Below are 26,384 nucleotides of genomic sequence, written 5' to 3' on the forward strand. Positions count from 1 at the left end.
GTGCATAGGAGGTCAGGATGAGAAAGAGTGGGTATTTTCTGGATTTATTGAAACTTGATATAGACCAATACAAGGTAATCGCTGTGGTAGGCGGTGGGGGAAAGACCAGCCTGATTTACCGCCTGAATGAAGAATTACAGGCTTTGGGTAAAAAAGTGATTATTTCCACAACCACTCACATGGCCTATGATCCCATGCTGCCTTTCGTAAAGAGTGCAGATCTTGAAGTGGTCCCGGAAATGTTGAAAGAACACGGCTTTGCTGCAGTTGCCGATATGGAAGAAACCTCTGGGAAAATGTGCGCCATAGAGGAAACAGCATTGAAGAAACTGGTTCCCCTTTGTGATGTCATGCTGATCGAAGCGGACGGAGCGAAAAGAAAACCCTTGAAAGTTCCAGCTGATTGGGAACCAGTAATCCCCGATTTTGCAGACGTGGTAGTAAGTGTGATCGGTCTGGACTGTCTTGGTAAGCCCATCCGTGAGACCGCCCACCGCGCCGAATATACCAGTTCTTTCCTGGAAAAAAATCTGGATGCACCTGTTACCCCAGAAGACATAGAAAAAATAGCAACCTCTGTTCACGGCTTATATAAAAATGTAGACCACAAAATTTACCGGGTGTACTTAAATAAAGCAGATGTATTGCAAGACAGTTCTCCCGCAGAACACATAGTAGAAGATCTGGCAAAACAAGGCACAGTAGCTGCTTACGGCAGCCTGAAAGAGGCAGAAAAATTATGAAGATTGCACTGATCATGCTGGCAGCTGGAAACAGCCGCCGGTTTGGAAGCAATAAACTTTTATATGAGATCGACGGAAAGCCGATGTATCGGCATATTCTGGAGAAACTGATGGTGGTAGCAGAACTGCTTGAGAAAAATGAGTATGAAAGTTTGGAACGATGTGAAAAACAGAATGAAGAAAGCAACAGAATAATTGCGTCCTCGGATGAAACTGTAAAACGGGACAATTGCTATAAAAAAATAACAGTAGTCACACAATACGAAGAAATAGAGCAGACCGCAAGATCCCTGGGTGCAAACGTATACATCAATCCCCATCCAGACGAAGGAATCTCCTCCTCCCTGAAAATTGGCCTAAAAGCCAACCTGGACGCTGACGCCTGCCTCTTCACCGTCTCCGACCAGCCCTGGCTCACCACCGAAACAATCCACCAGCTTATCAACCTCCTAAAAACCTCCGGCAAAGGAATCGCCTGCGTTTCCTGGGAGGGAAAACTTGGAAATCCATGTATTTTTACAAAGAAATATTATTGTGACCTGCTTTCTATTACCGGAGATAAAGGGGGGAAATCTGTAATAACTGCACATAGGGATGATACGGCTGTTTTGAAGGTAAAGGATGTAAGGGAGCTTATCGATATGGATGTTAAAGCACAAAAATAGCAGAACATAAAATGCTTTATTTTTGACATACAAGAGCCTTTAAAGAAAAATGTGGGATTCTGTTGGATTATGTGAATTTATGTGAGGTTTCAACCAGAAATTACTTGTAATTATGATAAAAACAAGGTATACTAGTTAAAAAGAAAGCAGTCGGGAGAAGTATTTTCATTTCTGCTCGCAGGAAAAGTTCTGTGGTGTATGTTACAGAAACAAAGTGAGCGATACACCATTTTCCCGTCTTATAAGGAGGATAAAATGGCAGAAAACTATGATGGCATGGCAGTTGGGGTGTTTGAACTGGATAACCTGGTAGCCTGCTTTGTTGCTCTTGATGCAGCGTCTAAGGCTGCAAATGTAAAGATCCAGAGCGTAGAAAGAAACCGACTGAAAAGTGGAGCATGTGTAAAGATGCGCGGAAGTGTTTCTGATGTAAATGCAGCCATGGAGGTGGCATTAGAGACAGCGAAACCCCTTGGCAAGATCGTTTCCCATACGGTGATCGCATCCCCAACAGCAGACACAGAAGTGGCACTTAAGATGACCATTAATAAATAGAATATGTCAGGAGGAAATAAAAGATGTCTTATGGAGCATTAGGATTAGTAGAGGTTCTGGGAAGCTGCAATGCAGTGGTTGTCCTTGACCAGATGCTGAAAACATCAGATGTGGAATTCCGTACCTGGCATACCAAGTGCGGGGGTCATGCAACGGTATTCTTAAGCGGTGATGTAGCCGCAGTGAAGGCAGCAGTAGATGCTGTAAAGGAGAATCCACCGTGCGAAATCGTGGCAGCAGCAGTGATTTCAGCACCGTCAGAAGAGACTTCCAGACTGGTGGAAGAAGAGGAAGAGAAACATCACAAATGATAATGAAAAGAACTTTCTGCAGGCTAGAGGATAATGAGTGCAGAAAGTTCTTTTTGTCTAATACATTGAAATATAAAAAAGGTATGGCGCGAACTGTGATATGATCTCCCTTAGATAGACAAGGTAAATAAAGTCTGCTTAAGAGGGGATTTTTATGTCAAAATTACTTCTTACAGATGAATCTGTGTTCCCGTTTTTCCCATAATACCATCTTTCGCCTTTTCCAGTAGGGTGATCATAGCTGTCCGGCCGGTGCCGGAGCTGGCAAAGTCTACGCAGGCCTGGACCTTCGGAAGCATGGATCCAGCGGCGAACTGGCCCTCTTCGATGTATTTCTTAGCCTGGGAAACGGTAAGGTCGTCCAGCCATTTCTCGTTTTCTTTACCAAAGTTAACTGCAACCTTTTCTACAGCAGTCAGAATGATCAGCATATCTGCATCCAGCTGCTTTGCCAGCAGGCAGCTGGCGAAGTCTTTGTCAATGACAGCGGAAGCACCTTTTAAGTGATGGCCTTCTAAGGTTACCGGAATTCCGCCACCACCACAGCAGATGACGATCTTGTTGGCGTCTACAAGGCTGTTGATGGCATCCTGTTCTACAATTTCCACTGGCTTGGGAGAAGCAACCACACGGCGGTAGCCACGGCCTGCGTCTTCTTTCATAACATGTCCGTAAGCCTTTGCCTGGAAATCGGCCTCTTCTTTGGTAAGGAATTTACCGATTGGCTTGCTTGGATTTTCAAATGCAGGATCCTCCGGATCCACACGAACCTGGGTTACAACGGTGACAACCGGGGTGCGCATGAAGCCACGTTTGCGGAGCTCTTCGCGGAGTGCGTTCTGAAGGTCGTAGCCAATGTAAGCCTGGCTCATGGCTACACAGACGGAGAGCGGAGTGTTTGGCTGTGTCTGGTCTTCGTGGGTAAGTGCAGTCATGGCATTGTTGATCATACCCACCTGCGGTCCGTTTCCGTGAACCACAACTACCTGGTGACCTTCCTCAATAAGGTCGCAGAGCGCCTTTGCAGTAGACTTTACTGCTATCATCTGTTCTGGAAGTGTATTTCCAAGTGCGTTGCCACCGAGGGCAACTACGATACGTTTTCTTTTATATATCATAAAAACCTCCCTGGAAAAATGTTTATGAAAGCAATAGAAGCGACGAAAAATATAAGAAAACAAAGCAAAATTTTGGCGAATGATGTTAATTTAGAACGCTTCACTTTCATAAATATGATTATAAAAATATACAAAATAACAATTTATTATATTAAAAGTATATAAAATATTAGAAATACAATCAAAAATGAGAACAAAAAAGGGCTGTATTCCTACAGCCCCCTGAAAAGCATTATTCCATAATTCTTGGAGCAGCTTTTACTTCCAGTTTTTTCAGGATATCCTGTGGATTTTCAAATTTGGAGAGCATGATCATTGCTGCAATTACATATGGTTTGAAACTTGCTTCTTTGTAAAGCGGGATACGATAACGGTCAAATACGCTTGCATCAACCTCACCGGTCTCACAGCTTACGCCTGTGATATCAGCTGGCAGACAGTGCAGGTAAAGGGCTTTTCCGTCCTTGGTGGTCTTCATAAGCTCTTCTGTGCAAGCCCAGTCTTTGTGCTCAGCGTTCTGAGCAAGAAGCTCTTTCTCCAGTTTATCGATTCCATCGAAGTCGCCCTCTCCATAAAGGTTGGTACGTTTTTCCATTGCAGCAAATGGAGCCCAGCTCTTTGGATAAACGATATCAGCATCTTTGAATGCTTCTTCCATGCTGTTGGTCTTTGTGAAGGAACCACCGGATTTCTCAGCGTTTTTCTTAGCGATTTCCTCAACCTCTGGCATTACGTCATATCCTTCCGGATGAGCCAGAACAACGTCCATACCGAAACGTGTCATAAGTCCGATCACACCCTGTGGAACGGAGAGCGGTTTACCATAGGAAGGAGAGTAAGCCCATGTCATAGCAAGCTTTTTGCCTTTCAGGTTCTCAACGCCGCCGAACTCATGGATGATGTGAAGCATATCTGCCATACACTGTGTAGGATGGTCAACGTCGCACTGAAGGTTTACAAGAGTAGGTCTCTGCTCAAGGATACCATCTTTATTTCCCTCTGTTACAGCGTTCATGAATTCCTGCTGATAAGCGTGGCCTTTGCCAATGTACATGTCGTCACGGATACCGATTACATCAGCCATGAAGGAAACCATGTTTGCAGTTTCACGGACAGTCTCACCATGTGCAATCTGGGACTTCTTTTCGTCCAGATCCTGTACCTCAAGTCCAAGAAGGTTGCAGGCAGAAGCGAAGGAGAAACGGGTACGTGTGGAGTTGTCACGGAAAATAGAGATTCCAAGGCCGCTCTCGAATACTTTTGTGGAGATGTTGTGCTCTCTCATGAAACGAAGAGCGTCAGCAACTGTGAAAACAGCCTCCAGTTCCTCGTCTGTTTTATCCCAGGTCCAGAAGAAATCGTTGTTGTACATTTCTTTGAAGTTAAGGCTGTTAAGTTTGTCAATGTAATCCTGTAATGTTTTCATGAAGTTTTCTCCTTATATGATATTGTGTAAAATGTTATGTGCAAAGTGGAGGTATGAAGCAGACACATTATAGGAGCTGCCTGCTTCCGAAATGTACAGATTGCGGAAGGCTTTCCTGCACACGCCAGACCTCGCGTCAGTGATTATTTGCAGTAAGCTGTTGGCAGTGCTGCGTAAACAGCTGCGCATCTTACCAGATCGTCTTTCCATGTTTTCTCATTTGGAGCATGAGCCTGTGCCTCTGCGCCAGGTCCAAATCCGATACATGGGATTCCGTTACGTCCCATAATGGAAACGCCGTTGGTAGAGAAGGTCCACTTGTCAGTAAGAGGACGGGCTTTTCTCATAGCCTCTGTCTCAGCATTGCCCATACGCTCTGTGCCATACAGATTGTGATAAGCTTCTTCAAGAGCATCAGTAACTTTGTGATCCTTCGGGATTACCCATGTTGGGAAATAGCACTCAATCGGATATACAAGCTCTGTCCAGGATGGACGGGAGTACTCATACATGGAAACTTTCACATCGTCACCATATTTCTTAACGGATGGAAGGGCGCGGATCTCATCCAGGCAGCTCTCCCAGGTCTCACCTGCTGTCATACGGCGGTCAAGGGAAACAGCACAGGAGTCAGCAACTGCGCAGCGGCTTGGGGATGTGAAGAAGATCTCGGAAGTAGTAACAGTACCTCTTCCAAGGAAGTTTGCCTCTTCCCATTCCGGATTGTATTTCTTGTCCAGCATTTTTACAAGACCTTTGATCTCGGTCTCATCTGCTGCATCATTTTCATTTAATGCACGAACGTCCTGAAGGATGTCGGCCATTTTATAGATGGCGTTGTCACCACGCTCTGGAGCGGAACCATGGCAGGAAACACCTTTTACATCGATGCGGATTTCCATACGTCCACGCTGTCCACGGTAGATACCGCCGTCTGTAGGCTCTGTGGAAACTACGAATTCCGGGCGAACCTTGTCTTCGTTGATGATGTACTGCCAGCAAAGACCGTCGCAGTCCTCTTCCTGAACAGTTCCGGTAACCACAACCTGATATTTGTCATTGAGAAGACCAAGGTCTTTCATGATCTTTGCACCGTAAACTGCAGATACGATACCGCCCATCTGGTCAGAAGTTCCACGTCCGCCAATCTCGGTCTCAGTCTCAAATCCCTCATATGGATCAAATTCCCAGTTGTCCCTGTTTCCGATACCTACAGTATCAATGTGTCCGTCGAAACCGATGAGAGTGCTTCCAGTTCCCATGTAGCCAAGGATATTTCCCATTGGGTCAACCTGAACTTTATCGAAGCCAAGCTTCTCCATCTCTTCTTTGATTCGCATTACGTGGTCTTTCTCACCGCAGCTCTCTCCTGGGAAGTGAACCAGGTCACGAAGAAATTTGGTCATATCTGCTTCGTAATTCTGTGCAGCTTCTTTGATTTTGTTATAATCCATAACTCTTTACCTCCGTATTTTCATAAAAAAGAATAATATTGTTATAATTATTTACTTAATGATTCGGTTGTTCCGTATAAACCATCCCATACGATCTCACGGTAACGGATCGGATCGGTATCACCCTCTGTGGAGATCACCAGAATATTGGAATTTTCATCCAGCTTCAGGGCTTCCTTCAGATCCTTGGCATCCTCATCATGAAGAGCGGTATATGCAAGACCAAGAGGAACAGAACCGGATTCACCGGATACGATGTGCGGATCGTTCTCAAGAGGATTTGCATAAATACGGGTTGCTTTCGCACTCATCCAGTCCGGACAGGATGCGAAGACAGTTACATGATTCTTCAGGATGTCCCATCCAATGGTATTTCCCTCGCCGCATGCGAGACCTGCCATGATGGTCTGCAGATCACCGGTAACATTTACCAGATTGCCATCTGCTGCTACAGCGGAGCGGTAGAGGCAGTCAGCTGCGCTTGCTTCGCAGACAACCATTACTGGGGGATTCTCTTTATACTTGTGAGCAAAATATCCAACAACTGCACCAGCCAGAGAACCAACACCAGCCTGTACGAATACGTGGGTAGGACGGTCAACACCGTTCTCCTTCAGCTGCTTATCTGCCTCCAGAACCAGAGTTCCGTATCCCTGCATGATCCAGGATGGAATTTCCTCATATCCGTCCCATGCAGTATCCTGAACGATGATGCCATGCTCTGTTTTAGCGGCCTCAGCGGCTGCCATTCTTACGCAGTCGTCGTAGTTTACTTCCTCGATGGTAACCTCAGCGCCTTCCTTGGCGATGTTGTCAAAACGTGTCTTAGTGGTTCCCTTTGGCATTCTGACTACGGCCTTCTGTCCAAGACGGTTAGCTGCCCAGGCAACGCCGCGGCCGTGGTTTCCGTCTGTGGCGGTGAAGAAAGTAGCCTGTCCAAATTCCTCTCTTAATTTGTCAGAGGAGAGAACATTGTAAGGAAGCTCACTGATATCACGTCCAAGCTCCTTTGCTATGTAACGTCCCATTGCGTAAGAGCCGCCAAGAACCTTAAATGCATTTAATCCGAAACGGTAAGATTCATCCTTGCAGTAGATGCCCTTTACTCCAAGATAGGAAGCAAGAGCGGAAAGCTTCTGCAGCGGTGTTACGGAATATTGTGGAAAGCTTTTGTGAAATTCATTTGCTTTGGTTACGTTTTCTTCGGACATCAGATCCAGGAACTTGTCATCAGATCCCGGTACATGATTGACCGTCCATTTCAGTCCGTCTGTCATGGGGAAAACCTCCTTCGTAGATATGATTTATTTGGTTACGTCTTACTTACATTTTTGTTTTCCTAATAAGTATAATAACATAAATAAATCAATTTGCAATAGAAAAATACAAAAAAATTTAGCTTTCTCAAAAAATATTTAGTTTGATTGCAGATGGCAGATAATTGTGGTAAAATGTAAGTTACGACACTTAGGAAAAGCGGGCAAAACCATGTAGAACAGTAACACGGAACATACGGACCGTAGGAAGGAGCGAGATTTTTATGGCAGTATTTCGTGCATTTAAAGCACTTAGACCTACAGAAGAGAAGGCAGCAGCAGTAGCAGCCCTTCCATATGATGTGGTGAATAGAGAAGAGGCAGCTGTGATCGGAAAAGAGAACCCGGATTCTTTTCTCCATGTAGACAGAGCGGAGATGGATCTGCCGGCCGAGACAGATCTTTATGATGAGAAGGTTTACCAGAAGGCGAAGGAGAATCTTTCTAAGATGGAAGAGAATGGCATTCTGGTTCAGGACGATAAGCCCTGCTATTACATATATGAACTGGTACGCAAGGACAAGGTGCAGACTGGAATTGCCGGCTGTGCTTCCATTGATGATTATCTGGACAATGTGGTGAAGAAGCATGAGCTTACCAGATCGGACAAGGAGTTGGACCGTATCCATCATGTGGATGTATGTGATGCGAATACCGGCCCTATTTATCTTGCCTGCCGCTACACAGATAGTCTGACTGCCCTCCTTGAGCAGTGGAAAAAGGACCACAAGGTAGCCTGTGATTTTACAGAAGAGGATGAGATCACACACCGTGTGTGGGTGATCGACCAGGATCAGGCCATCAGCCAGATCCAGAGCGAGCTGGAGGGAATCCCTGCACTTTATATTGCAGATGGCCATCACAGAGCAGCTTCTGCTGTGAAGGTAGGACTGAAGCGCCGCCAGGAGAATCCGGATTATACAGGGGAAGAAGAGTTTAACTATTTCCTTTCCGTGGTTTTCCCATATGACCAGCTTACCATTCTGGCCTATAATCGTGTGGTGAAGGATCTGAATGGGCAGAGCGTGGAGGAAGTCCTTGAGAAGATCAAGGAGAACTTCGACATGACGATCGTGCCAGGTTTTCCTGCAAAGCCAGTGGAGAAGCATTGCTTCGGAATGTATCTGGATGGATTCTGGTATCTTTTGAAGGCGAAGAGCGCGCTCTACGAGGGAAAAGATGTGGTAGGACAGCTGGATTCCCAGATCCTTCAGGATGTGGTATTAGGACCGGTTCTTGGCATTGGAGATCCGAGAACAGATAAGCGCATCAGCTTTGTAGGCGGAAGCCATAAGTTAAGAGAGCTCCAGGCCATGGCGGATGAGACCAGGGGAATCGCATTTGCACTGTATCCCACTCCCATGGAAGATCTGATGCAGATTGCAGATGAGAGCAAGCTGATGCCGCCCAAGTCCACCTGGTTCGAGCCGAAGCTGCGCAGCGGGATTTTTGTACATAAATTAAGCTGATAGGATGATAAAATGGAAACAGAAGAATTTATCTCAGGTTTTTGCAGAACCTGTAACGGCAGTCAGACAGTGTGCTGTGAGTACGAAGAAAAAGATGGGAAAAGGATACTTACCTTTATGGACTGCGCCTATAAAAGATGTGTAAACCAGGGCGCCTGTGAAATCTATAAAGAAGCCCACCGACTGGGAAGCGAAGAAGAGTAGCCGCTGCTTGCAGGGGGCAGGATGTTGATTATTGACTAACGAACAACCGGTAAAGCTGACAGCGGATGTTCTGACAGATTATACAAAATAAGCCATATAATATCCAATTCCTGTAATAAGGAGCGGGTATTATATGGCTTTTTATGCCACATGGAAAATGTGCTAATATTGTTATAAAAACAAAAGAAAATAAGTAAAATATTATTTATTCACATCAATATAACTATAAAGCGTATATTTGGAAATTCCAAAATAATTTGCGACTTTATCTCCGGATTTTGTAATAAGAAAAGCTCCGGAATCATTAAGGAACTGGATAGCAGTTACCTTATCCTCTTTATTCATAAGGGCTACTGGCTTACCTACAAGCTTCACAGATTCCTCGATCAGACGATCCAGAAGGTCATTGACACTGTGGGTGATCTGCTTCGGTTTCTCCTCTTTATTCTTCGGTGTGATCAGATCATCAAGGGCACTGTTGATCAAAGTCAGCTTGGTGATGTCATAGTTGATTCCAAATACATAGTGAAGGCTGCCGTCATCGTCCTTTATATATGAAGTGCTGCATTTCAGAATCTTGCCGTCAGCGGTTTTCATCAGATAACCATTGTGGTCAGCTGGAGCACAGTCATTTCCCCGTCCCTTCTGGCGGATTCCATCGAAAACTGCGTCAGATGGACCATCCCCCACATTTCGTCCGGTTACATGGCCATTTACAATATAAATAATGGAATGCTCTGGTTCTTTTGTTTTCAGATCATGGATTACGACTTCGCAGTCTGTTCCAAATTCTGCTGCGATATCCTGTGCAATCTGCTCTAAGACAGTTAATCTTCCCATATATGTTCCCTCCTGTTTTGGATTTGATTTTTGATTTTGTGAGCAGGAAAATCCTGCTATGGGTCGATGCCTGAAATCTCCGCAGGTACTTCGGGCATCCTGTCTGTGTTTGTTACTGTTCACTGGGAGCATTCCGCGAGGTGTTTTTTGTGAACAGAGTTCACAGAAAACCCGAGAATGTAGGCGCGAAATCATGCAAGGCATGATTTCTGTGCATCGCGAAGCGGGTTGCTGTGAACGTAGTGAACAGTAACCTGTATTCGTATATTGCAGATACTAACGAATGACTTGTTTCTTTTATAATAACATGTCCGAAAAAAAATAAAAAGACAAATTTACAAAAAAATTATTGAATGCTGAAAAAAATTCGTACTTCTTTTATTGAAGAAGGGAAATACATGTGTTATATTTACATTAAAATAAAGGTTGGAGTGAACAAAATTAGTTATTTTGCACAGGTGATTCCAGAAAAAGCTATTGATGGCTGATGCAAAGGGAAGCGCCACAGAAATGTGAAAGGGGGATATACATGATGAAATATCTTTTGAAAAATGGAACCGTTGTCTCCGGTACTGCTGCGAAGAAGCTAGATGTGCTGGTGGAAGGAGAGAAGATCGTGAAAGTGGGAGAGAACCTTTCCCAGCCAGATGCCAAGGTGCTGGACGTATCCGGCAAGCTTCTTTTCCCGGGATTTATTGACGGGCACACCCATTTTGACCTGGAAGTTGCAGGTACTGTGACAGCAGACGATTTCGAGACAGGAACCAGAGCTGCGATCCTGGGAGGAACCACTTTGGTCATTGATTTTGCCTCACAGGACAAGGGTGGACATACATTGAAAGAGGGCCTTCAGAAATGGCACAAGAAAGCTGACGGAAAATGCTCCTGTGATTATTCCTTCCATATGTCCATTGTAGAGTGGAACGAAGAGACCAAGAAAGAGATCCAGGACATGATCGACGAGGGAATCACCAGCTTTAAGCTGTACATGACCTATCCGGCTATGATCGTGGACGACGAGGATCTTTACAAGATCATAAAGGCGCTGAATGAAAAAGGCTGTTTCGCAGGTGTCCATTGTGAAAATGCAGGTGTGATTGATGCCTTGATCCAGGAGGCGAAATCCCAGAGCAGACTTGGTCCGGAAAATCACCCGCTTGTTCGTCCTGACACCATGGAAGCAGAAGCGGTACACCGTCTCCTGGTGATCGCGAAGGAAGCTGGGGCTCCGGTTATGGTAGTTCACCTTACCAACCGCAAGGCCTACGAAGAGATCATCCGCGCCCGGGAAAATGGACAGACGGTATTTGCAGAGACCTGCCCGCAGTATCTGCTTCTGGACGACAGTGTTTATTCCAAACCGGATTTTGAAGGAGCCAGGTATGTGTGCGCCCCGCCAATCCGCAAGAAAGAGGACCAGGACTGCCTGTGGAAAGCTCTGGCAAACGGAGAGATTCAGACAGTAGCTACAGACCAGTGCAGCTTTACTCTCGCCCAGAAAGCAATGGGAAAAGAAGATTTCACCAAAATCCCAGGCGGTCTGCCGGGCGTTCAGACAAGGGGAACTCTTCTCTATACCTACGGCGTGTGCACTGGAAAAATTACAGTAGAGAAAATGTGCCAGCTGCTGTGTGAAAATCCGGCGAAGTTATATGGGGTATATCCAGACAAGGGAGTGATCGCCGAAGGCAGTGACGCGGATATTGTAGTGTTTGATCCGGAAAAAGAGAATGTGCTTTCTGCGAAAACCCACGCCTATAACACAGATAATAATCCTTATGAAGGTTTTAAAATCCATGGAGACATTGAGAAAGTATTTCTTCGTGGAAATCTTGCTGTGGAGGATGGAAAACTGGTTCAGGACAAACTGGGAATTTATATAAAAAGAGGGCTCAGACAGCCGTTGGACTAATCTGCTGTTATTTGCGGGAAATAATTATAATGCGCATTGTGTAGTAGTGGGAAAATCAATTTGTAAGTTTATGAGTTGAAGAAATTTAAGACAAAAATGCCGTGATAACCGGCGAAATGGAAAGTATATTTCGCTTTGTTATCACGGTATTTTAAGTTTGCAGCCAATGGACCAGATTTCAGGGTTAGTGCATGTTTGAAAAGCAGCCGTTGTAGGGGATTCAGTCCTTTATTTTCATATCATGTCTCTTCACATACCCTGTGAGAAACAGGGCGGCGGCTCCGTCGCAGGTCATGTTGCAGGCTGCTGCAAAGGCATCATGGAGTGCAAAAACAGCGAACATCAGCGCCACACCGGAATCTCCAAACTTCAGGATCCCGGTCAGGGTTCCCAGGGACACCATGACCGTTCCCCAGGGAAGCCCAGGTGTACCAATGGAACAGGTGGCAAGGAGAATGAAAAAGACCACCATGGTTCCAGGTGCAGGAACAGAACCGTAAAGGATCCGGGAAATCATCATGGCGAAAAATACTTCCGCAAGGACGGAACCACAGTGGTGGATCTGGGTAAACAGTGGAACCGTTTCTTTCGTAAGCTTTGGATCCAGCTGGCTGCATTTGTCCGCCGCTTCTCTGGAATATTTTTCTACCGCTGTGGAAGAATGGGTTTTCAGAGCCATTTTACAGACAGGCATATAATTTTTCATAATTCCCCATGGTTTTTCTCCTGCGTAAGAGCCTGCAATATGATACAGAGCAAGTACCCAGATCACGTAAGACGGGATTACAATGATGAGAGCCAGAAGCAAAAGTGGCAGATACTTAATAAAATATCCCTGATAAGCCAGCGTACAAAGGGAAAGCCCGATATAAGCCGGCAATACGGGAAGAAGGATTCTGGACATCAGGGAAAGGGTGATGCCCCGAAGCTCCTGTAAAAGTTCCTTTGTCCGTGTGGCATTGGTCCAGCAGGCACCAAAACCAAGTAAAATAGCAAGTACCAATGCACTTAAGGCAGAAACCGGTGCTGGAAAAGGCAGCTCAAACAAGGTATCTGGCAGAAACCGGAAAGACAGGCTGTCTGTGGATACCGGAAGCCTTGGAATGATCAGGTAGCCAAGGACTGACGCGAAAGCGGCGGCTCCAAGCATGGAAAAATAGGTGATCCGAATGGCCGGTGCCGTGACTGGGGTGGGATCCTTTTTTACGGAAATGATCGAGGATGCCATAAGACCGATGATGATTACAGGTGCCAGGAAGGTGATCAGCTGGCTTAGCACATAGCGGGCTGTGACAACCAGATTCAATGCCCCGGAGGTCAGCCCCATAGTTCTCGTGGCATTAAAAAACAGGCCTGCAAGGAGGCCAGGTATACTGACTGCCAGAATCCGAATGGGAAAACTGGCCATAATTCTTTTTTTCTTCATTGTGAAAATTCCTCCGAATGTATTATAATATATAGGAATAAAAGGTGCAATGAAATAATGCAAACAATTATAAATGAGGTGAAGTACCATGTACAATAAAATTTACCAGATCCTGGACGAAAAAGGCAGAGTGAAAACCGGAATTTTTCTGGATGGTCCATATATGGGGAAAAAGTGTATCCTGAAACCAGAGACCGTGATCCGGGAAGAAAACAGCAGTGCAACCGCTGATCAGGCGTCAGATGTGCAGCTGATTCCCGGAAATCCGGAAGACCAGGATGTCTGGGATAAATATTTCAATATTTTGAAGGAAACCAGAGAAACAAAGGTGGTCCAGGCGGACGGCCACCGCCTTTTTGCAGAAGATTACCGCAAGAACCCGCGGCTTGTGATCTTTGGCGGCGGTCACGTCTCACAGCCCACCGCCCATCTTGGGAAAATGCTTGGTTTTCATGTGACCATCATGGATGACAGAGAGGACTTTGTGACAAAGGAGCGTTTCCCGGAAGCAGACCGGCTGGTGTACGGCGATTTTAAGGATTTGGATCAATACATTGCTCCCTATGACAATGCCTATTATGTAATTCTCACCAGAGGACACCTTGGTGATGCAGACTGCCTTCGCCGGCTTCTTCACCGTCCATACGAATATCTGGGCATGATCGGCAGCAAAAACAAAGTGCGGGTCACCCGGGAAAATCTTCTGAAGGAGGGCTACACAGAGGCACAGCTGGATGAGGTTCATGCCCCCATTGGAATCCCTCTTGGCGGTCAGCTCCCAGAGGAGATTGCAGTGAGTATTATGGCAGAGATCGTTAAGGTGAAGAACCAGCATTATTCCGCATATTGTGATGAAAAAGTAGAGGCAGCAGTGCTGGAGGGCCGTCCTGGTGTGATGGTCACCATCGCTGAGAAATCCGGTTCCTCGCCAAGAGGTGTGGGAAGCAAAATGTTCGTAGAACCCTCCGGCCATATCACAGGCAGCATTGGAGGCGGAAAAGTAGAGTTTGAAGCCATCCATCACTGCAAAGAAGTAAAAGAAAAAGAAGTAAAGCACTATGCCTTAACTGCAGACGGCAAGGACAGCCTTGGCATGATCTGCGGCGGACAGGTGACGGTGGTGTTTGAGCAGGTGTAAGATATGATATGAGATTGCTGTTCAGAAGCTGAGCAGACTTGAGAAAACGGATGGTATGGACTGCCGCCAGTCAAAGATGTAGGGAAATGCACAGGCAAAGCCACACTTAGGGGTTGCATAATTTGTAATAATACTGTATATTAATTGTAACGATTCGCGAAATGAGTCTGTTTTTGTAATATTTATTAAGAGAAGATGAATCAATTCAAAGCACCAGTGCTTTGTAAAGGAGGAATTATATTATGAAAAAAGCAGCATTAGCCGTTTTGCTTCTTGGCGCAGCACTTTGTATTCCAGGATGTGGATTTGAGGAAGGCGCAGGAGCAACCGTTACTGTTATACAGGCAACCCCTACACCGATTCCAACCCCTACACCGGAAGTAACTCCTACACCAGAGGTAACTCCTACACCGGAGCCTGTCGTAGTACAGACTGCAAGCGGCGTAAATGTTACCAAGCAGGATGGTACTTATGTTGCAAATGCGGATATTAACCTTCGTGCAGATGCAAGTGCAGATGCTACCTGGATTGCTGGCGTGGCAAGCGGCACACAGCTTACCAGTACAGGTGTTTGTGACAATGGCTGGATCGAGGTTTCTTATGAAGGCCAGACCGCTTATGTATCTGGTGATTATGTAAGTGCAGTAGCTGCGGATACAGCAGCTGATGGTGCGGCAGCAGATACTGCCACAGATGGAACTGCTGACCAGTCCTTCACAGATGGCAGCACAGATGCTGCAGCGGATGAGTCTGTTGCAGGCTGATAGGGCAGAATCTGAGAAAACGAAATAAAAAATTAGAAAACGCTGTGTAAATGAAGGAGATTATTTGACATTTACATAGCGTTTTTTGTAATTGAAAATTTCGTTAGGATCCTCTATAAAGCTCTATTGGAATGTAAGTTTTGTGCTAATAAAAATCCCTCCTGCCATATGGCAAGAGGGTGATTTTTTTAATCTTACTCCGGATAAACCAGTCTGTCCGGTTTGATATCGTACAGCACTTCATCCAGGAATTTCTTAGCCAGATATTTGGCCATTCCAAGATTCATATCCAGATAGTTTCCACAATCTTTCGGAGAAGCTCCAGGAACCTCCCCTTCAAAATCACGGATAAATTCAAAGGTCTCGATCATAAGCGGCACAATGTCCTTGGACTCATAATCCCCATTCAGCAGCAGATAATTGCCGGTACGGCAGCCCATTGGTCCCCAGTAGATCATTTTCGGACCGAATTCCTTGTGGTTGCGAAGAAAGGTAGCAGCAAGGTGCTCAATAGTGTGAAGCTCCGCGGTATTCATTACCGGTTCCTCGTTGGGGGAAGTCATACGGATATCGAAAGTGGTGATCACACTGTCCCCAACCGGATCCTTGCGGGATACGTAAACACCTGGCTGCAGCTTGATGTGATCTATTGTAAAACTGGTGATTTTTTCCATAAAAAAGGCCTCGCTTTCTATAAAATAATTTCTAACTTTCTTGATTTTAACAGACAATGCGCAATGTGACAAGATAAAGAAAAAGAAAATGTAAGACTGGTCAGGGAATTTTCTGAGCAGGGTGTGGACTGTTACAAGCTGGCAGGCGGAGATTATGTGAACGAATACTACGTGGTATCAGAGGCGGAGACAAGAAAACTGATGAACACGCCGGAGGTGGTTGGATATGAGGTATATCATTGCCTGATCCCTGCTACTTCACAGATGCTCTACTATTTTAAGGAGCAGAAGAAGGTGACAACTGCCAATATTTTATCCATTCTTCGAGGCGCATTAAATTATCCTCTGGAGGAGAGCTGCTACAGAGAGCATATCCGTGTCCATGACATCAGCTTTTTATCCAGTGAGCGTGTCTTTAAGGAAGATGAGATCGCAGGACTTGAGATCAAATACAGCAAGCTGACCATGGTACCGGGAAGCACTCTGATGATCGGGGATATTATCGCTTCCGGTGAGACGCTGATCCATTGTCTTTGTTATGTGACAGATTTTTACCGCGCACACAACGCACAGCTTCGCAATATTATTATCTTCACCATTGGCGGAACCAAAGGAATCGACATTCTGGAGAAGCTGACCGGAGAGATCCGGGAATACTGGCCTGATTTTGAAGGCTTTATCACAGTTTATTACGAGGGAATCTTCAGCACTTATCAGGATAAGGGCATATCAGGAATCAATCTTCCAGATGTGGATTTCTACTGGAAGGACGGTATTATTGCGCCGGAATTCAGAAGAGAGACTCTTTCCATGCGTAATCCGCTGCTTGAGAAATGTATCATTTACGATGGCGGTGCCAGAAGATATGAGATCCATGAGCATGTGGAGGAGGTTCTGGATTTCTGGAAAGGCATGTTAGAGCGCTGTGATGTGATCGATATGCATCAGCTGATCCAGGAAAAACTGGGCTACAGTCTTCCGATCAGTTACCAGGAGTGGCTGGCCTGCAACCATTTCCAGGAGATTGAATCCCCGGAGACGAAATGGCTTTACGAAATGGAAATGCGTTTTGCAGACTGCCTGGAGAATGTAACCTTGAAGGAAATTGCAGAACAGAGGATTGAAGAGTTCACAACTGCACTGCGTAAATATATTCTGTAAAATTGGGGGATGAAAAAATGGCAAAAGAGAAAAAGGCAAAAGACGTAGACTTTGCGGGCAAAGCCGTACCGGCAGAGAGCCGCAAAGGACTGGTTACTATGTTTATGATCATGCTGGGATTTACATTTTTCTCAGCAAGTATGTGGGTAGGACAGCAGCTTGCAGAAGGACTTGACTTCTGGGGCTTTGTGGAATCCCTGATCCTTGGAGGCGTGATCCTTGGTGCATACACAGGCCTTCTGGGTTATGTAGGTGCGAAGACCGGTTTATCCCTGGATCTTCTGGCCAAAAGAGCGTTCGGTGAAAAGGGATCTTATCTTCCATCTGCTATGATCAGTTTTACCCAGATCGGATGGTTTGGGGTAGGTCTTGCCATGTTTGCGATTCCGGTATCCAAAGAGCTTCTTGGCGGAAGCGCTGCAGCAATGTGGGGACTGGTAATTTTGGCTGGCGTGTGCATGACTGCTTCCGCATATTTTGGAATTGATTCCCTGACCATTTTCAGCTATATTGCAGTACCTCTGGTAGCAGTTCTTGGAACCGTTGCCATGATCATGGCTGTCAATCAGGGAGATGGAACCATCATCGACCAGTTTGCCAAATCCAGTGGAAGCCTGACCATTATCGGAGGCGCAGGACTGGTAGTAGGTTCCTTCGTATCCGGCGGAACTGCCACACCAAACTTTGCACGTTTTGCAAAGAATGGGAAAGTAGGTGCCATTACAACTGTAGTTGCCTTCTTTATTGGAAACTCCCTGATGTTCTTCTTCGGTGCGGTATCCTCCATTTTCGTAGGCGGAAACGATATTTTCGAAGTTATGATCCGTCTGAACCTGTTTTACCTGGCTGTTCTGGTGCTTGGACTGAATATCTGGACAACCAACGACAACGCCCTGTATACAGCTGGACTTGGTCTTGCCAATATTTTCCATCAGAAAAAGAAACCGATGGTACTGATCTCCGGTGTGATCGGAACCGTGGCGTCTGTATGGCTTTATTATAACTTCTGTGACTGGCTGAACATTCTTAACTGTACCCTTCCGCCAGTTGGCATTATCGTAGTAATTGATTACTTTATGAACAAGAAAGAGTACGAAATAGAGAAGCCTCAGTTAAAAACTGTAAACTGGTTCTCTGTTGCAGGTGTTGTACTTGGCGCTGTTGTGGCAAATGTACTGAAATGGGGCGTGGCCTCTATTAATGGTATGGTTGTGGCTGCTGTGTGCTACGCTATTGGACAGATGATGTTTAAGAAAAAAGCTTAAGGTGGACTATGAGCAGTAAGATTGAGAAGAAGCGGGAACGGGAAAAACAGATGGTTTCCCAGATGATCGCCCTGTATTGTAAAAAACAGCATCACAGCAGATCTGGGCTTTGTAAGGAATGTGCAGCCCTTGATGCATATGCCAGAATGCGCAGCGAGAAATGCCCTTTCATGGAGACGAAAACCTTTTGCTCCAACTGTAAAGTGCACTGCTATAAGCCGGAAATGCGGGAAAAGATCCGGGAAGTTATGCGTTTTTCCGGTCCCAGAATGCTGTTTCACCATCCGGTGGCAGCAATCCGGCATGTGGCGGAGACAAAGAAAGAGAAAAAGAAATTGAACAATCTGTGAAAACAATTGTTTTTTGTGTGAATTTCGTTATAATGGAAAAAGATGGCGTCAGGAATTGCCTGGCGCTATTTTCATATTATAAAAGCTTTTTAAATTGGAGGCATGACATTATGAAGAAAAGAAAAATTCTGGCAATGCTGATGGTGGCAACCCTTTCTGTGGGAATGCTTGCAGGCTGTGGCTCAGATGATACGAAAGAGGAAAGCACCAGCACAGAGACTGGAGATACCAAGACGGACGCAGAAGAGAATACAGGGACAGAAGATACAAAAGACGAAAGTACAGATGAGACAGATGGAACAGACGAGGAGGTTTCCGGATTTACAGACGGCTCCGGGGACAGTGAAAGTGTATACGCAGACGCAGTTTTGGATACTTCACAGCCTCTTACCGGACTTCACCATGCTGAGATCGAGGTGCAGGATTACGGTACCATTAAGGTAGAGCTGGACGCTGATACCGCTCCCATCAGTGTGACCAATTTTGTAAAACTGGCACAGGAGCATTTCTATGATGGACTTACCTTCCACCGGATCATTGATGGCTTTATGATCCAGGGCGGAGATCCGGAAGGGACTGGAAGAGGCGGCTCTGATGAGACTATTAAGGGTGAGTTCTCTGAGAATGGTGTGGAGAATAACATTTCCCATGAGAGAGGCGTTATCTCCATGGCGAGATCCTCAGATCCGGACAGCGCAAGCTCCCAGTTCTTCATCGTACAGTCTGACAGCACCTATCTGGATGGACAGTACGCAGCTTTCGGACATGTGACCGAGGGCATGGATATTGTAGACCAGATCTGCAAGGATGCGAAGCCTACTGACAACAATGGAACCATTTCTGCAGACCAGCAGCCAGTGATGACAAGCGTTACGATCATTGACTGATAAAGTATCGTTTAAGAATACGGAAGAAATTTAATACCCCTTGGACAGATAAAAATAATTATGGTCTGTCTTAGGGGTATTTTTGTGTAAGTACATAGATAGGAAACTGTAGGTTGTTGATAATAATTTGTCAGCTATTATGTGTGGACGGAGCAAACAATAACGAGAAAATAAGCAAGAGAAAAATTTGTATATAATTACAGTTTGACTACAAGTACCGGCATAGGCGGGTTATTCGGGCGGTTATAGTATTCGGTTCTGATAACCAGATATTTTTTAGGGTCCAGTTCCTTCAGCCACGCAAGTAAGGCATCCCGCTCCTGGAACCCGGAATCCCCTCCGCTGTAAATGCACAGCATCAGGATCCCGCCTTTTTTCAAAAGGGAAAGAGATGCGGTAAGTGCCTGAATGCTGGATTCAGACCTGGTGGCAAGCTTGTGATCCCCACCAGGCAGATAACCAAAGTTAAATACAATGCAGCTTACACTCATGGGCTCTGCGTAATTTCCCATATTTACATGGGAATCCAGAAACAGCTCATAGTTGTGGGGTGCATGTTCTTTTTCCAGGCGTTCTTTCGTGTGGGCAAGTGCCATTTCCTGAATGTCAAAAGCAAGGACATGCCCTTTTTCCCCGCAAAGGCGGGTGAGAAGCAGGGTATCATTTCCGTTTCCCATGGTAGCGTCAATGCAAAGATCCCCTTCTTTTACATGTTCTGTGATAAAGTGGGCGCACCACTGTGTGATCTGATAGTTCATAATTTTCCTTTCTTTTTCGTAAATAAAATCTAACGCTATTATAGCAAACTTTGTATGAAAAGTTAAACATATAAAAAAGACATTGCATTCCAGTATCTTTTTGCTTTATAATAAGCGGTACGGATAAGCGCTGCGAAACCAATGGCAGATTTTATCCGAAAGATTTCAAAGAGAGATGAGGGAAAATAATGTTAGAGGGAAAGACCGTTCTTCTGGGAGTCACAGGAAGTATTGCTGCATATAAGATCGCATATCTTGCAAGTGCGCTGAAGAAACAGCACGCAGATGTTCATGTGCTGATGACCAGAAACGCTACTAATTTTATTAATCCCATTACTTTTGAAACCCTGACCGGGAATAAATGCCTTGTGGATACCTTTGACCGGAATTTTCAGTTCCAGGTGGAGCACGTGTCCATTGCAAAGAAAGCAGATGTGGTGATGATCGCACCGGCCAGTGCCAATGTGATCGGTAAGCTGGCTCACGGAATTGCAGATGATATGCTTACCACCACCATTATGGCATGTAAATGCAAGAAGTTTATCTCTCCGGCTATGAATACCAATATGTTTGAGAACCCAATTGTCCAGGATAATCTGAAGACCCTGGAACATTATGGGTATGAAGTGATCGATCCCGCTGTGGGTTACCTTGCATGCGGCGACACCGGAGCTGGCAAAATGCCGGAGCCGGAAACTCTTTTAAATTACATTTTAAGAGAGTGCGCCTGTGAGAAGGATATGAAGGGCTTGAAGGTGCTGGTTACCGCAGGTCCTACCCAGGAAGCAATCGATCCTGTCCGTTATATTACAAACCATTCTTCCGGCAAAATGGGCTATGCCATTGCAAAGATGGCCATGCTCCGTGGAGCAGATGTCACACTGGTAAGTGGACGTACTGCGCTTACACCGCCGCCATTTGTGAAGGTGGTTCCTGTAGTGACTGCCAGAGATATGTATGAAGCCGTAACCTCTGCCAGCCAGGAACAGGATATTATTATCAAAGCAGCAGCAGTGGCAGATTATCGTCCTGCCAATGTGAGCGCTGAGAAGATCAAAAAGAAAGACGATGACATGTCCATTGCCCTTGAGAGAACAGATGATATTCTGAAATATCTTGGGGAGCACAAACCAGATGGACAGTTTCTGTGTGGTTTTTCCATGGAAACACAGAATATGATCGGTAATTCCAGAGTCAAATTTACGAAGAAAAATCTGGACATGGTAGCGGCCAACAATGTAAAGATGGCAGGCGCCGGATTCCAGGGGGACACCAATGTTCTGACTCTGATTACACAGGATGAGGAAGTATCACTCCCGCTTATGAGTAAGGAGGACGCAGCCGCTAAGATCCTGGATAAAGTACTGCTGGAGCGAAATCGCATATAATTTTTATTGTGCGAAGCAATCGGCAGTGATACTTGTGTTATGGTCTGCAGGCTATATTTTATAAAATGTAGATAGTAACACGCTATTTTCAGAGTGGCGGGTAAATAAAAATGATCATGCCCGCTGTTCCATACCGTATTGTATCCCTGAGCATATAAACGCTCTAATATAGGGAACGATAACAAGGAGGACAATATGAACAAAAAATTTACAACATCTCAAATCACGTTACTTGGCCTTATGATCGCAATTTTGCTTCTTATGGCTTACACACCTCTTGGCTACCTGAATATCGGGCCTCTTGCCATCACCTTTAACATTATTCCGGTTGCCATCAGTGCAATTACAATGGGACCTGTAGGCGGAGCCATTGCCGGAGCCGTATTCGGACTTACCAGCTTTGGACAGTGTATCGGTATCGGCGGTACCAGCATTATGGGGGCTACTTTATTCGGAATCAATCCATTTTTTGCATTTATTCAGAGATTTATCCCAAGACTGGTTGACGGACTTCTGCTTGGCTATATTTTCCAGGGTGTCCGCAAGAAATCTAAAAATATTTACCTTTCCTGTGCTGTAACAGGTTTCTGCTCCGCATTTTTAAATACTCTGTTCTTCATGACTCTGTTAGTTGGTCTTTTTGGAAACACCGAGTATGTACAGGGACTGATGGGCGGAAAAAATGTGATCCTGTTTATCTGTACATTTGTAGGAATCAACGCAGTGTGTGAAATGCTTTCTGCTACTGTGATCACAGGTGCAGTAGGCGCAGCACTTTATAAGGCAAGACTGCTTCCGGGAGCAGAGAAGAACGCAGACAAAGCGGTTAAGGCAGCAGAGGTTTAAGAGAATTTGAATATAAACCGGTTTTGTAAGTCTCTGTTTACAGATAACATTCTGGGAAGAATGTTACGGTGAACGGCAATGCTTACGGGGCTGGAGTTTGTTTGACAGATGATAGAAAGCTATGGAGGAAAAATATGATTTTAGCAATTGATATTGGAAATACTAACATTGTAGTGGGATGTATCGACCGGGAAAAAACCTATTTCATCGAGAGACTTTCCACTGTCCGTACCAAAACAGAACTGGAATATGCAGTTGACTTGAAAACAGTTGTGGACATTTACCATGTGAAGCGAACAGAGATCGATGGCTGTATCATTTCTTCCGTAGTACCCCAGATCACCAATGCAGTGAAGCTTGCAGCAGAGAAGGTCCTGAAAAAAGAGCCTATGGTTCTGGGACCTGGTGTAAAGACCGGTCTGAACATTATGATGGACAATCCTGGACAGTTAGGTGCTGACCAGGTGGCAAATGCAGTGGCGGGAATCGCAGAGTATCCGGTGCCTTTGGCCCTGATCGACATGGGAACTGCCACTACCATAAGCGTTGTGGATGAGAAAAAGCATTATGTGGGAGGCATGATTTTTCCCGGAATGGGAGTGTCCCTGGATGCCCTCACAGCTCACGCATCCCAGCTTAGCGGTATCAGCATCGATGCACCAAAGCGCATCATTGGGAAAAACACCATCGAGTGTATGAAGAGCGGTGTGATCTACAGCAACGCGGCAGCTCTTGATGGCAGCATCGACCGGATCGAGGAGGAACTTGGACAGAAGATCACGGTGGTTGCTACTGGCGGTCTGGCACGAAAGGTGGTTCCTCATTGTAAAAGAGAGATCATTCTGGATGAGGATCTTCTGTTAAAGGGTCTGCTGGTTATTTATGAGAAGAACCGAAAGGATGCTTAAGTTTTATTTTATATAGGGGATAAAAATGCAGGTCAGAACTTTGCAGGTGCAAGATTCTGGCCTGTTTTGTGTCGTTTACGCGAGCAACAAGCTAAAGTCCGTGCTTGCACGGGAACTTGGTGACTGCCGCGATAACGAGCGAAAGCACGTGTCTGCATGAGATTCTGACGGCTGCTGGGAAAACACTGAAAACTTGCAAAGCTTGTTTCTTATGTTAGAGATGATGAAACGCGTTTGCAAAATCCCTGGGAACAGGGGCGGTAATGCACATATTTTCTCCTGTGACCGGGTGGGCAAATTCCAGCTGGAAGGAATGCAAAGGCTGTCTATGGATGATCCGGTAATCCGGATTGTATAGAAAGTCTCCAGGCAGCGGATGCCCGATGTGCTTCATGTGCACACGGATCTGATGGGTGCGTCCGGTTTCCAGATGAAGTGCGATGAGAGAGTAGGTCACCGCCTGAGAAACGGAAGTTTCCTGGCTGTCTGTCATAGATATCTGGGAAAATGTCTGCCCATCCAGGGAACAATAAGCTGCTAACCGCTCATAATGGGTGACCGCACGTTCCCCATTTATGAAATCAACCTGTCTTTCAATAGTAGAATCTTCCACTCTGCCAATAGGTGCAGTAATCGTTCCCAGTTCTGGCGTGATCCCCTGTACGATGGCCAGGTAAGTCCGCCGGATCTGGCGCTGTTTCATCTGTGCGGAGAGAACTGCTGCACTGTAGGGATTTTTCGCCAGGATCAGGGCTCCTGTGGTGTCTCTGTCCAGGCGGTTGATGCATCGGTAGACAAAAGCTTGTCCTTTTTCTTTAAAATACCAGGCAATGCCATTTGCCAGGGTATTATCATAATTTCCAATGGATGGATGAACTGGCATGTCCGCCTTTTTATTGATCACCAGAATGTCTTCATCCTCATAAAGAATGGAAAGGTCCATTTTTACAGGAAGAATATTTTCGCTGCTGTCTGTTTCAGGAATATGAATGCAAAGAAAATCCCCGGCCCGAAGAACTGATTTTCCGAAGCCTCGCGCTCCATTTAGCTGGATGGCACTTTTATCCGGCTTCATAGAAGACAGAATCCCCCTGGAAAAGCCTTTGCTTCTAAGAAAATCAAGAAGCTGCATTCCTTCCTGTTCTGGCTGTACGGTGTAAGTAAGAATTCTATCCAAAGTGATCCTCCTGAATAATAATTGTGCATAATTAAATACTGCATTTTTTTCGCTTAAGGTGTATAATAGCACAGAAGATATCCCCATGGAAGTAGTTACTCTGTTTTTATGAGGGATACATATTTTATACTTAGGGAAAAAGAGGAAACATATGGAACAACAGCAACACCTTTTTACAAACAAAATGCTCCGGGCTCTTCTGGTGCCGATCATTATGGAGCAGCTTTTAAATGCACTGATGGGTACGGTGGATACCATGATGGTCAGCAATGTAGGCTCTGCCGCCATTTCCGCAGTCTCTCTTGTGGACTCCATCAATGTGCTGATCATTCAGGCCTTTTCTGCACTGGCGGCAGGAGGCACCATTATCTGTACCCAGTATCTGGGGCAGAAGAACCACGAAATGGCAAATAAATCCGCCAGACAGGCCCTTTTTATCATAACTGCCATTTCTGTCTGTATTGTGGCTATCGGGCTTGTTTTCCGGGCACCACTGCTTAGCTTTATTTTCGGAAAAGTGGACGCAGATGTTATGGATAATTCCATGGTGTATTTCTTTTACACCGTATTGTCTTACCCGTTTATCGCTCTTTATGACGCCGGCGCCTCCATTTTCCGGGCTCAGGAGAATACCAGGGGACCAATGGTGATTTCCATTATCTCTAATGTGATGAATATTGTGGGAAATGGAATTTTGATCTGGGTATTTCATATGGGAGTTGCCGGAGCTGCAATTTCTACACTGGTGTCCAGAATTTTCTGTGCAGTTGTGGTGCTGTATCAGCTGCGTAAGGACAGACAGCCGATCGTAGTGCGAGATTATCTGAAAATCCGTCCGGATGGAAAAATGATAAAACGGATCCTGGCACTTGGGATTCCTTCGGGAGTGGAGAACAGCATGTTCCAGCTTGGAAAGCTGGCAATCCAGTCTACGGTTTCCACACTGGGCACTACTGCGATTGCAGCCCAGGCTATGACCAATATGCTGGAAATGTTAAATGGAACAGCTGTCATCGGTGTAGGAATCGGACTTATGACGGTAGTTGGACAGAGCCTTGGAGCGGGAAGAAAAGACGAGGCCGTTTATTATATGAAGAAGCTGATGATCTTTTCCGAGGTCTTTTTGATCGCCTGCTGTGCAGTGGTGTATGCCCTTGCAAGACCGATCACCATGATCGGCGGGATGGAAGCTGAAAGTGCCAGCATGTGTCTGGATATGATGTTCTGGATCACCATTGTGAAGCCTATTGTCTGGATGTTCGCCTTTATTCCAGCCTACGGCATGCGCGCCGCCGGAGATGTAAAATTTTCCATGATCACTTCCTGCACCACCATGTGGGTGTTCCGTTTCTGTCTGTGCGTCTACCTAATCCGCGTCTGCGGCATGGGTCCCATGGCCGTCTGGATCGGAATGTTCACCGACTGGACAGTCCGTGCCATTGTGTTCAGTCTGCGGCTTAAGAGTGGGAAATGGATGGAGCATAAAGTGGTATAAAAAGGTGACCTGTGGAGGTCACCTCAGACTGTAGACAAACTTGGTGTTGGGTGTTATGCCCAGCACCATTTTTCTTTTAAAACTTCTTTTCTTTTTATTTTTTTCAAAATCAACAAAAATCTGGCTGTGTTCCA

26 protein-coding genes are annotated in these 26,384 nt (G+C 45.6%); 17 read left to right on the top strand and 9 right to left on the bottom strand.

The genetic code is table 11. The features are described from left to right. Positions 1–17: 17 nt before the first annotated feature. The 4 genes from yqeC (at position 18) to ACTQ50_RS13950 (ending at position 2,274) form a co-directional block, all read left to right on the top strand. Positions 18–743 carry a selenium cofactor biosynthesis protein YqeC gene (gene yqeC, locus ACTQ50_RS13935; protein ID WP_441484692.1) on the top strand — a complete coding sequence of 242 codons (726 nt, stop codon included), beginning with the start codon at positions 18–20 and terminating at the stop codon, positions 741–743. Then, a complete protein-coding gene (locus tag ACTQ50_RS13940) occupies positions 740–1,408 on the top strand; it encodes a nucleotidyltransferase family protein (protein ID WP_441484693.1) in 669 nt (222 codons plus the stop codon). The genes yqeC and ACTQ50_RS13940 overlap by 4 nt, the downstream gene beginning before the upstream one ends. Positions 1,409–1,663: 255 nt before the next feature. Next, a complete protein-coding gene (locus tag ACTQ50_RS13945; protein WP_295310173.1) occupies positions 1,664–1,963 on the top strand; it encodes a BMC domain-containing protein in 300 nt (99 codons plus the stop codon). 23 nt (positions 1,964–1,986) lie between these two features. After that, positions 1,987–2,274, top strand: a complete 288-nt coding sequence (locus ACTQ50_RS13950) for a BMC domain-containing protein (protein ID WP_148463361.1) — start codon at positions 1,987–1,989, stop codon at positions 2,272–2,274. Between the two features lie 170 nt (positions 2,275–2,444). Here ACTQ50_RS13950 and arcC read toward each other — a convergent pair whose 3' ends face one another. The 4 genes from arcC to dpaL all read right to left on the bottom strand — a co-directional run bounded on the left by arcC (position 2,445) and on the right by dpaL (position 7,549). Beyond that, positions 2,445–3,389, bottom strand: coding sequence for a carbamate kinase (arcC, locus tag ACTQ50_RS13955; protein ID WP_295310185.1), 945 nt, complete (start codon positions 3,387–3,389; stop codon positions 2,445–2,447). A 235-nt stretch (positions 3,390–3,624) separates the two neighbouring features. Further along, entirely contained in the window at positions 3,625–4,818 is a 1,194-nt protein-coding gene (ygeW, locus tag ACTQ50_RS13960; protein WP_441484694.1) for a knotted carbamoyltransferase YgeW, read from the bottom strand. A 143-nt stretch (positions 4,819–4,961) separates the two neighbouring features. Next, complete coding sequence (locus ACTQ50_RS13965) at positions 4,962–6,272, bottom strand: YgeY family selenium metabolism-linked hydrolase (RefSeq protein WP_441484695.1); 1,311 nt, start codon at positions 6,270–6,272, stop codon at positions 4,962–4,964. Between the two features lie 47 nt (positions 6,273–6,319). After that, positions 6,320–7,549 carry a diaminopropionate ammonia-lyase gene (gene dpaL / locus ACTQ50_RS13970; RefSeq protein ID WP_441484696.1) on the bottom strand — a complete coding sequence of 410 codons (1,230 nt, stop codon included), beginning with the start codon at positions 7,547–7,549 and terminating at the stop codon, positions 6,320–6,322. 263 nt (positions 7,550–7,812) lie between these two features. Here dpaL and ACTQ50_RS13975 point away from each other — a divergent pair, with 263 nt between their 5' ends. Further along, positions 7,813–9,057 carry a DUF1015 domain-containing protein gene (locus ACTQ50_RS13975; protein WP_441484697.1) on the top strand — a complete coding sequence of 415 codons (1,245 nt, stop codon included), beginning with the start codon at positions 7,813–7,815 and terminating at the stop codon, positions 9,055–9,057. Positions 9,058–9,069: 12 nt separating this feature from the next. Further along, positions 9,070–9,261 (top strand): hypothetical protein, encoded by a 192-nt coding sequence (locus ACTQ50_RS13980; RefSeq protein WP_295277218.1) that lies wholly within the window; start codon positions 9,070–9,072, stop codon positions 9,259–9,261. Positions 9,262–9,462: 201 nt separating this feature from the next. On the opposite strand, the gene ACTQ50_RS13985 is transcribed toward ACTQ50_RS13980, so the two are convergent. Next, a complete protein-coding gene (locus tag ACTQ50_RS13985) occupies positions 9,463–10,101 on the bottom strand; it encodes a helix-turn-helix transcriptional regulator (protein ID WP_441484698.1) in 639 nt (212 codons plus the stop codon). A gap of 532 nt (positions 10,102–10,633) precedes the next feature. Here ACTQ50_RS13985 and hydA point away from each other — a divergent pair. Beyond that, entirely contained in the window at positions 10,634–12,013 is a 1,380-nt protein-coding gene (hydA, locus tag ACTQ50_RS13990) for a dihydropyrimidinase (RefSeq protein ID WP_441484711.1), read from the top strand. A gap of 220 nt (positions 12,014–12,233) precedes the next feature. Here the strand turns inward: hydA and ACTQ50_RS13995 are convergent, their stop codons facing one another. Further along, positions 12,234–13,439 carry a cation:dicarboxylate symporter family transporter gene (locus ACTQ50_RS13995; protein WP_441484699.1) on the bottom strand — a complete coding sequence of 402 codons (1,206 nt, stop codon included), beginning with the start codon at positions 13,437–13,439 and terminating at the stop codon, positions 12,234–12,236. 88 nt (positions 13,440–13,527) lie between these two features. Between ACTQ50_RS13995 and ACTQ50_RS14000 the strand changes: the two genes are divergently transcribed. Further along, positions 13,528–14,577, top strand: coding sequence for an XdhC family protein (locus ACTQ50_RS14000; RefSeq protein WP_441484700.1), 1,050 nt, complete (start codon positions 13,528–13,530; stop codon positions 14,575–14,577). A 242-nt stretch (positions 14,578–14,819) separates the two neighbouring features. Beyond that, positions 14,820–15,341 (top strand): SH3 domain-containing protein, encoded by a 522-nt coding sequence (locus tag ACTQ50_RS14005; protein ID WP_441484701.1) that lies wholly within the window; start codon positions 14,820–14,822, stop codon positions 15,339–15,341. A 194-nt stretch (positions 15,342–15,535) separates the two neighbouring features. Here the strand turns inward: ACTQ50_RS14005 and ACTQ50_RS14010 are convergent, their stop codons facing one another. Next, positions 15,536–16,015 carry an S-ribosylhomocysteine lyase gene (locus ACTQ50_RS14010; RefSeq protein ID WP_295305548.1) on the bottom strand — a complete coding sequence of 160 codons (480 nt, stop codon included), beginning with the start codon at positions 16,013–16,015 and terminating at the stop codon, positions 15,536–15,538. A 123-nt stretch (positions 16,016–16,138) separates the two neighbouring features. Between ACTQ50_RS14010 and ACTQ50_RS14015 the strand changes: the two genes are divergently transcribed. The 4 genes from ACTQ50_RS14015 (at position 16,139) to ACTQ50_RS14030 (ending at position 19,678) form a co-directional block, all read left to right on the top strand. After that, on the top strand, positions 16,139–17,176 hold the full coding sequence (locus tag ACTQ50_RS14015) for a hypothetical protein (protein WP_441484702.1): 1,038 nt from the start codon (positions 16,139–16,141) through the stop codon (positions 17,174–17,176). A gap of 17 nt (positions 17,177–17,193) precedes the next feature. Next, positions 17,194–18,441 (top strand): cytosine permease, encoded by a 1,248-nt coding sequence (gene codB / locus ACTQ50_RS14020; protein WP_441484703.1) that lies wholly within the window; start codon positions 17,194–17,196, stop codon positions 18,439–18,441. Between the two features lie 8 nt (positions 18,442–18,449). Next, positions 18,450–18,791, top strand: a complete 342-nt coding sequence (locus ACTQ50_RS14025; RefSeq protein WP_441484704.1) for a nitrous oxide-stimulated promoter family protein — start codon at positions 18,450–18,452, stop codon at positions 18,789–18,791. 110 nt (positions 18,792–18,901) lie between these two features. Further along, entirely contained in the window at positions 18,902–19,678 is a 777-nt protein-coding gene (locus ACTQ50_RS14030) for a peptidylprolyl isomerase (protein WP_441484705.1), read from the top strand. A 197-nt stretch (positions 19,679–19,875) separates the two neighbouring features. On the opposite strand, the gene ACTQ50_RS14035 is transcribed toward ACTQ50_RS14030, so the two are convergent. Then, entirely contained in the window at positions 19,876–20,460 is a 585-nt protein-coding gene (locus ACTQ50_RS14035; RefSeq protein WP_441484712.1) for a class I SAM-dependent methyltransferase, read from the bottom strand. 164 nt (positions 20,461–20,624) lie between these two features. On the opposite strand from ACTQ50_RS14035, the gene coaBC reads away from it, so the two are divergent. The 3 genes from coaBC to ACTQ50_RS14050 all read left to right on the top strand — a co-directional run bounded on the left by coaBC (position 20,625) and on the right by ACTQ50_RS14050 (position 23,578). Continuing rightward, positions 20,625–21,824 (top strand): bifunctional phosphopantothenoylcysteine decarboxylase/phosphopantothenate--cysteine ligase CoaBC, encoded by a 1,200-nt coding sequence (gene coaBC, locus ACTQ50_RS14040; RefSeq protein ID WP_441484706.1) that lies wholly within the window; start codon positions 20,625–20,627, stop codon positions 21,822–21,824. A 195-nt stretch (positions 21,825–22,019) separates the two neighbouring features. After that, positions 22,020–22,670, top strand: coding sequence for an ECF transporter S component (locus tag ACTQ50_RS14045; RefSeq protein WP_441484707.1), 651 nt, complete (start codon positions 22,020–22,022; stop codon positions 22,668–22,670). Between the two features lie 134 nt (positions 22,671–22,804). Beyond that, positions 22,805–23,578: a type III pantothenate kinase gene (locus ACTQ50_RS14050; protein ID WP_295305560.1), complete on the top strand. Its 774-nt coding sequence runs from the start codon at positions 22,805–22,807 to the stop codon at positions 23,576–23,578. A 214-nt stretch (positions 23,579–23,792) separates the two neighbouring features. Here the strand turns inward: ACTQ50_RS14050 and ACTQ50_RS14055 are convergent, their stop codons facing one another. Continuing rightward, complete coding sequence (locus ACTQ50_RS14055; RefSeq protein ID WP_441484708.1) at positions 23,793–24,755, bottom strand: RluA family pseudouridine synthase; 963 nt, start codon at positions 24,753–24,755, stop codon at positions 23,793–23,795. Positions 24,756–24,906: 151 nt separating this feature from the next. On the opposite strand from ACTQ50_RS14055, the gene ACTQ50_RS14060 reads away from it, so the two are divergent. Beyond that, the gene (locus ACTQ50_RS14060; RefSeq protein ID WP_441484709.1) at positions 24,907–26,250 is read left to right on the top strand and encodes an MATE family efflux transporter; all 1,344 of its coding nucleotides are present in this window, start codon (positions 24,907–24,909) and stop codon (positions 26,248–26,250) included. The last annotated feature ends 134 nt before the right edge of the window (positions 26,251–26,384 follow it).

This window comes from Blautia sp. Sow4_E7 (assembly GCF_052116245.1).
Classification (GTDB): domain Bacteria; phylum Bacillota; class Clostridia; order Lachnospirales; family Lachnospiraceae; genus Blautia_A.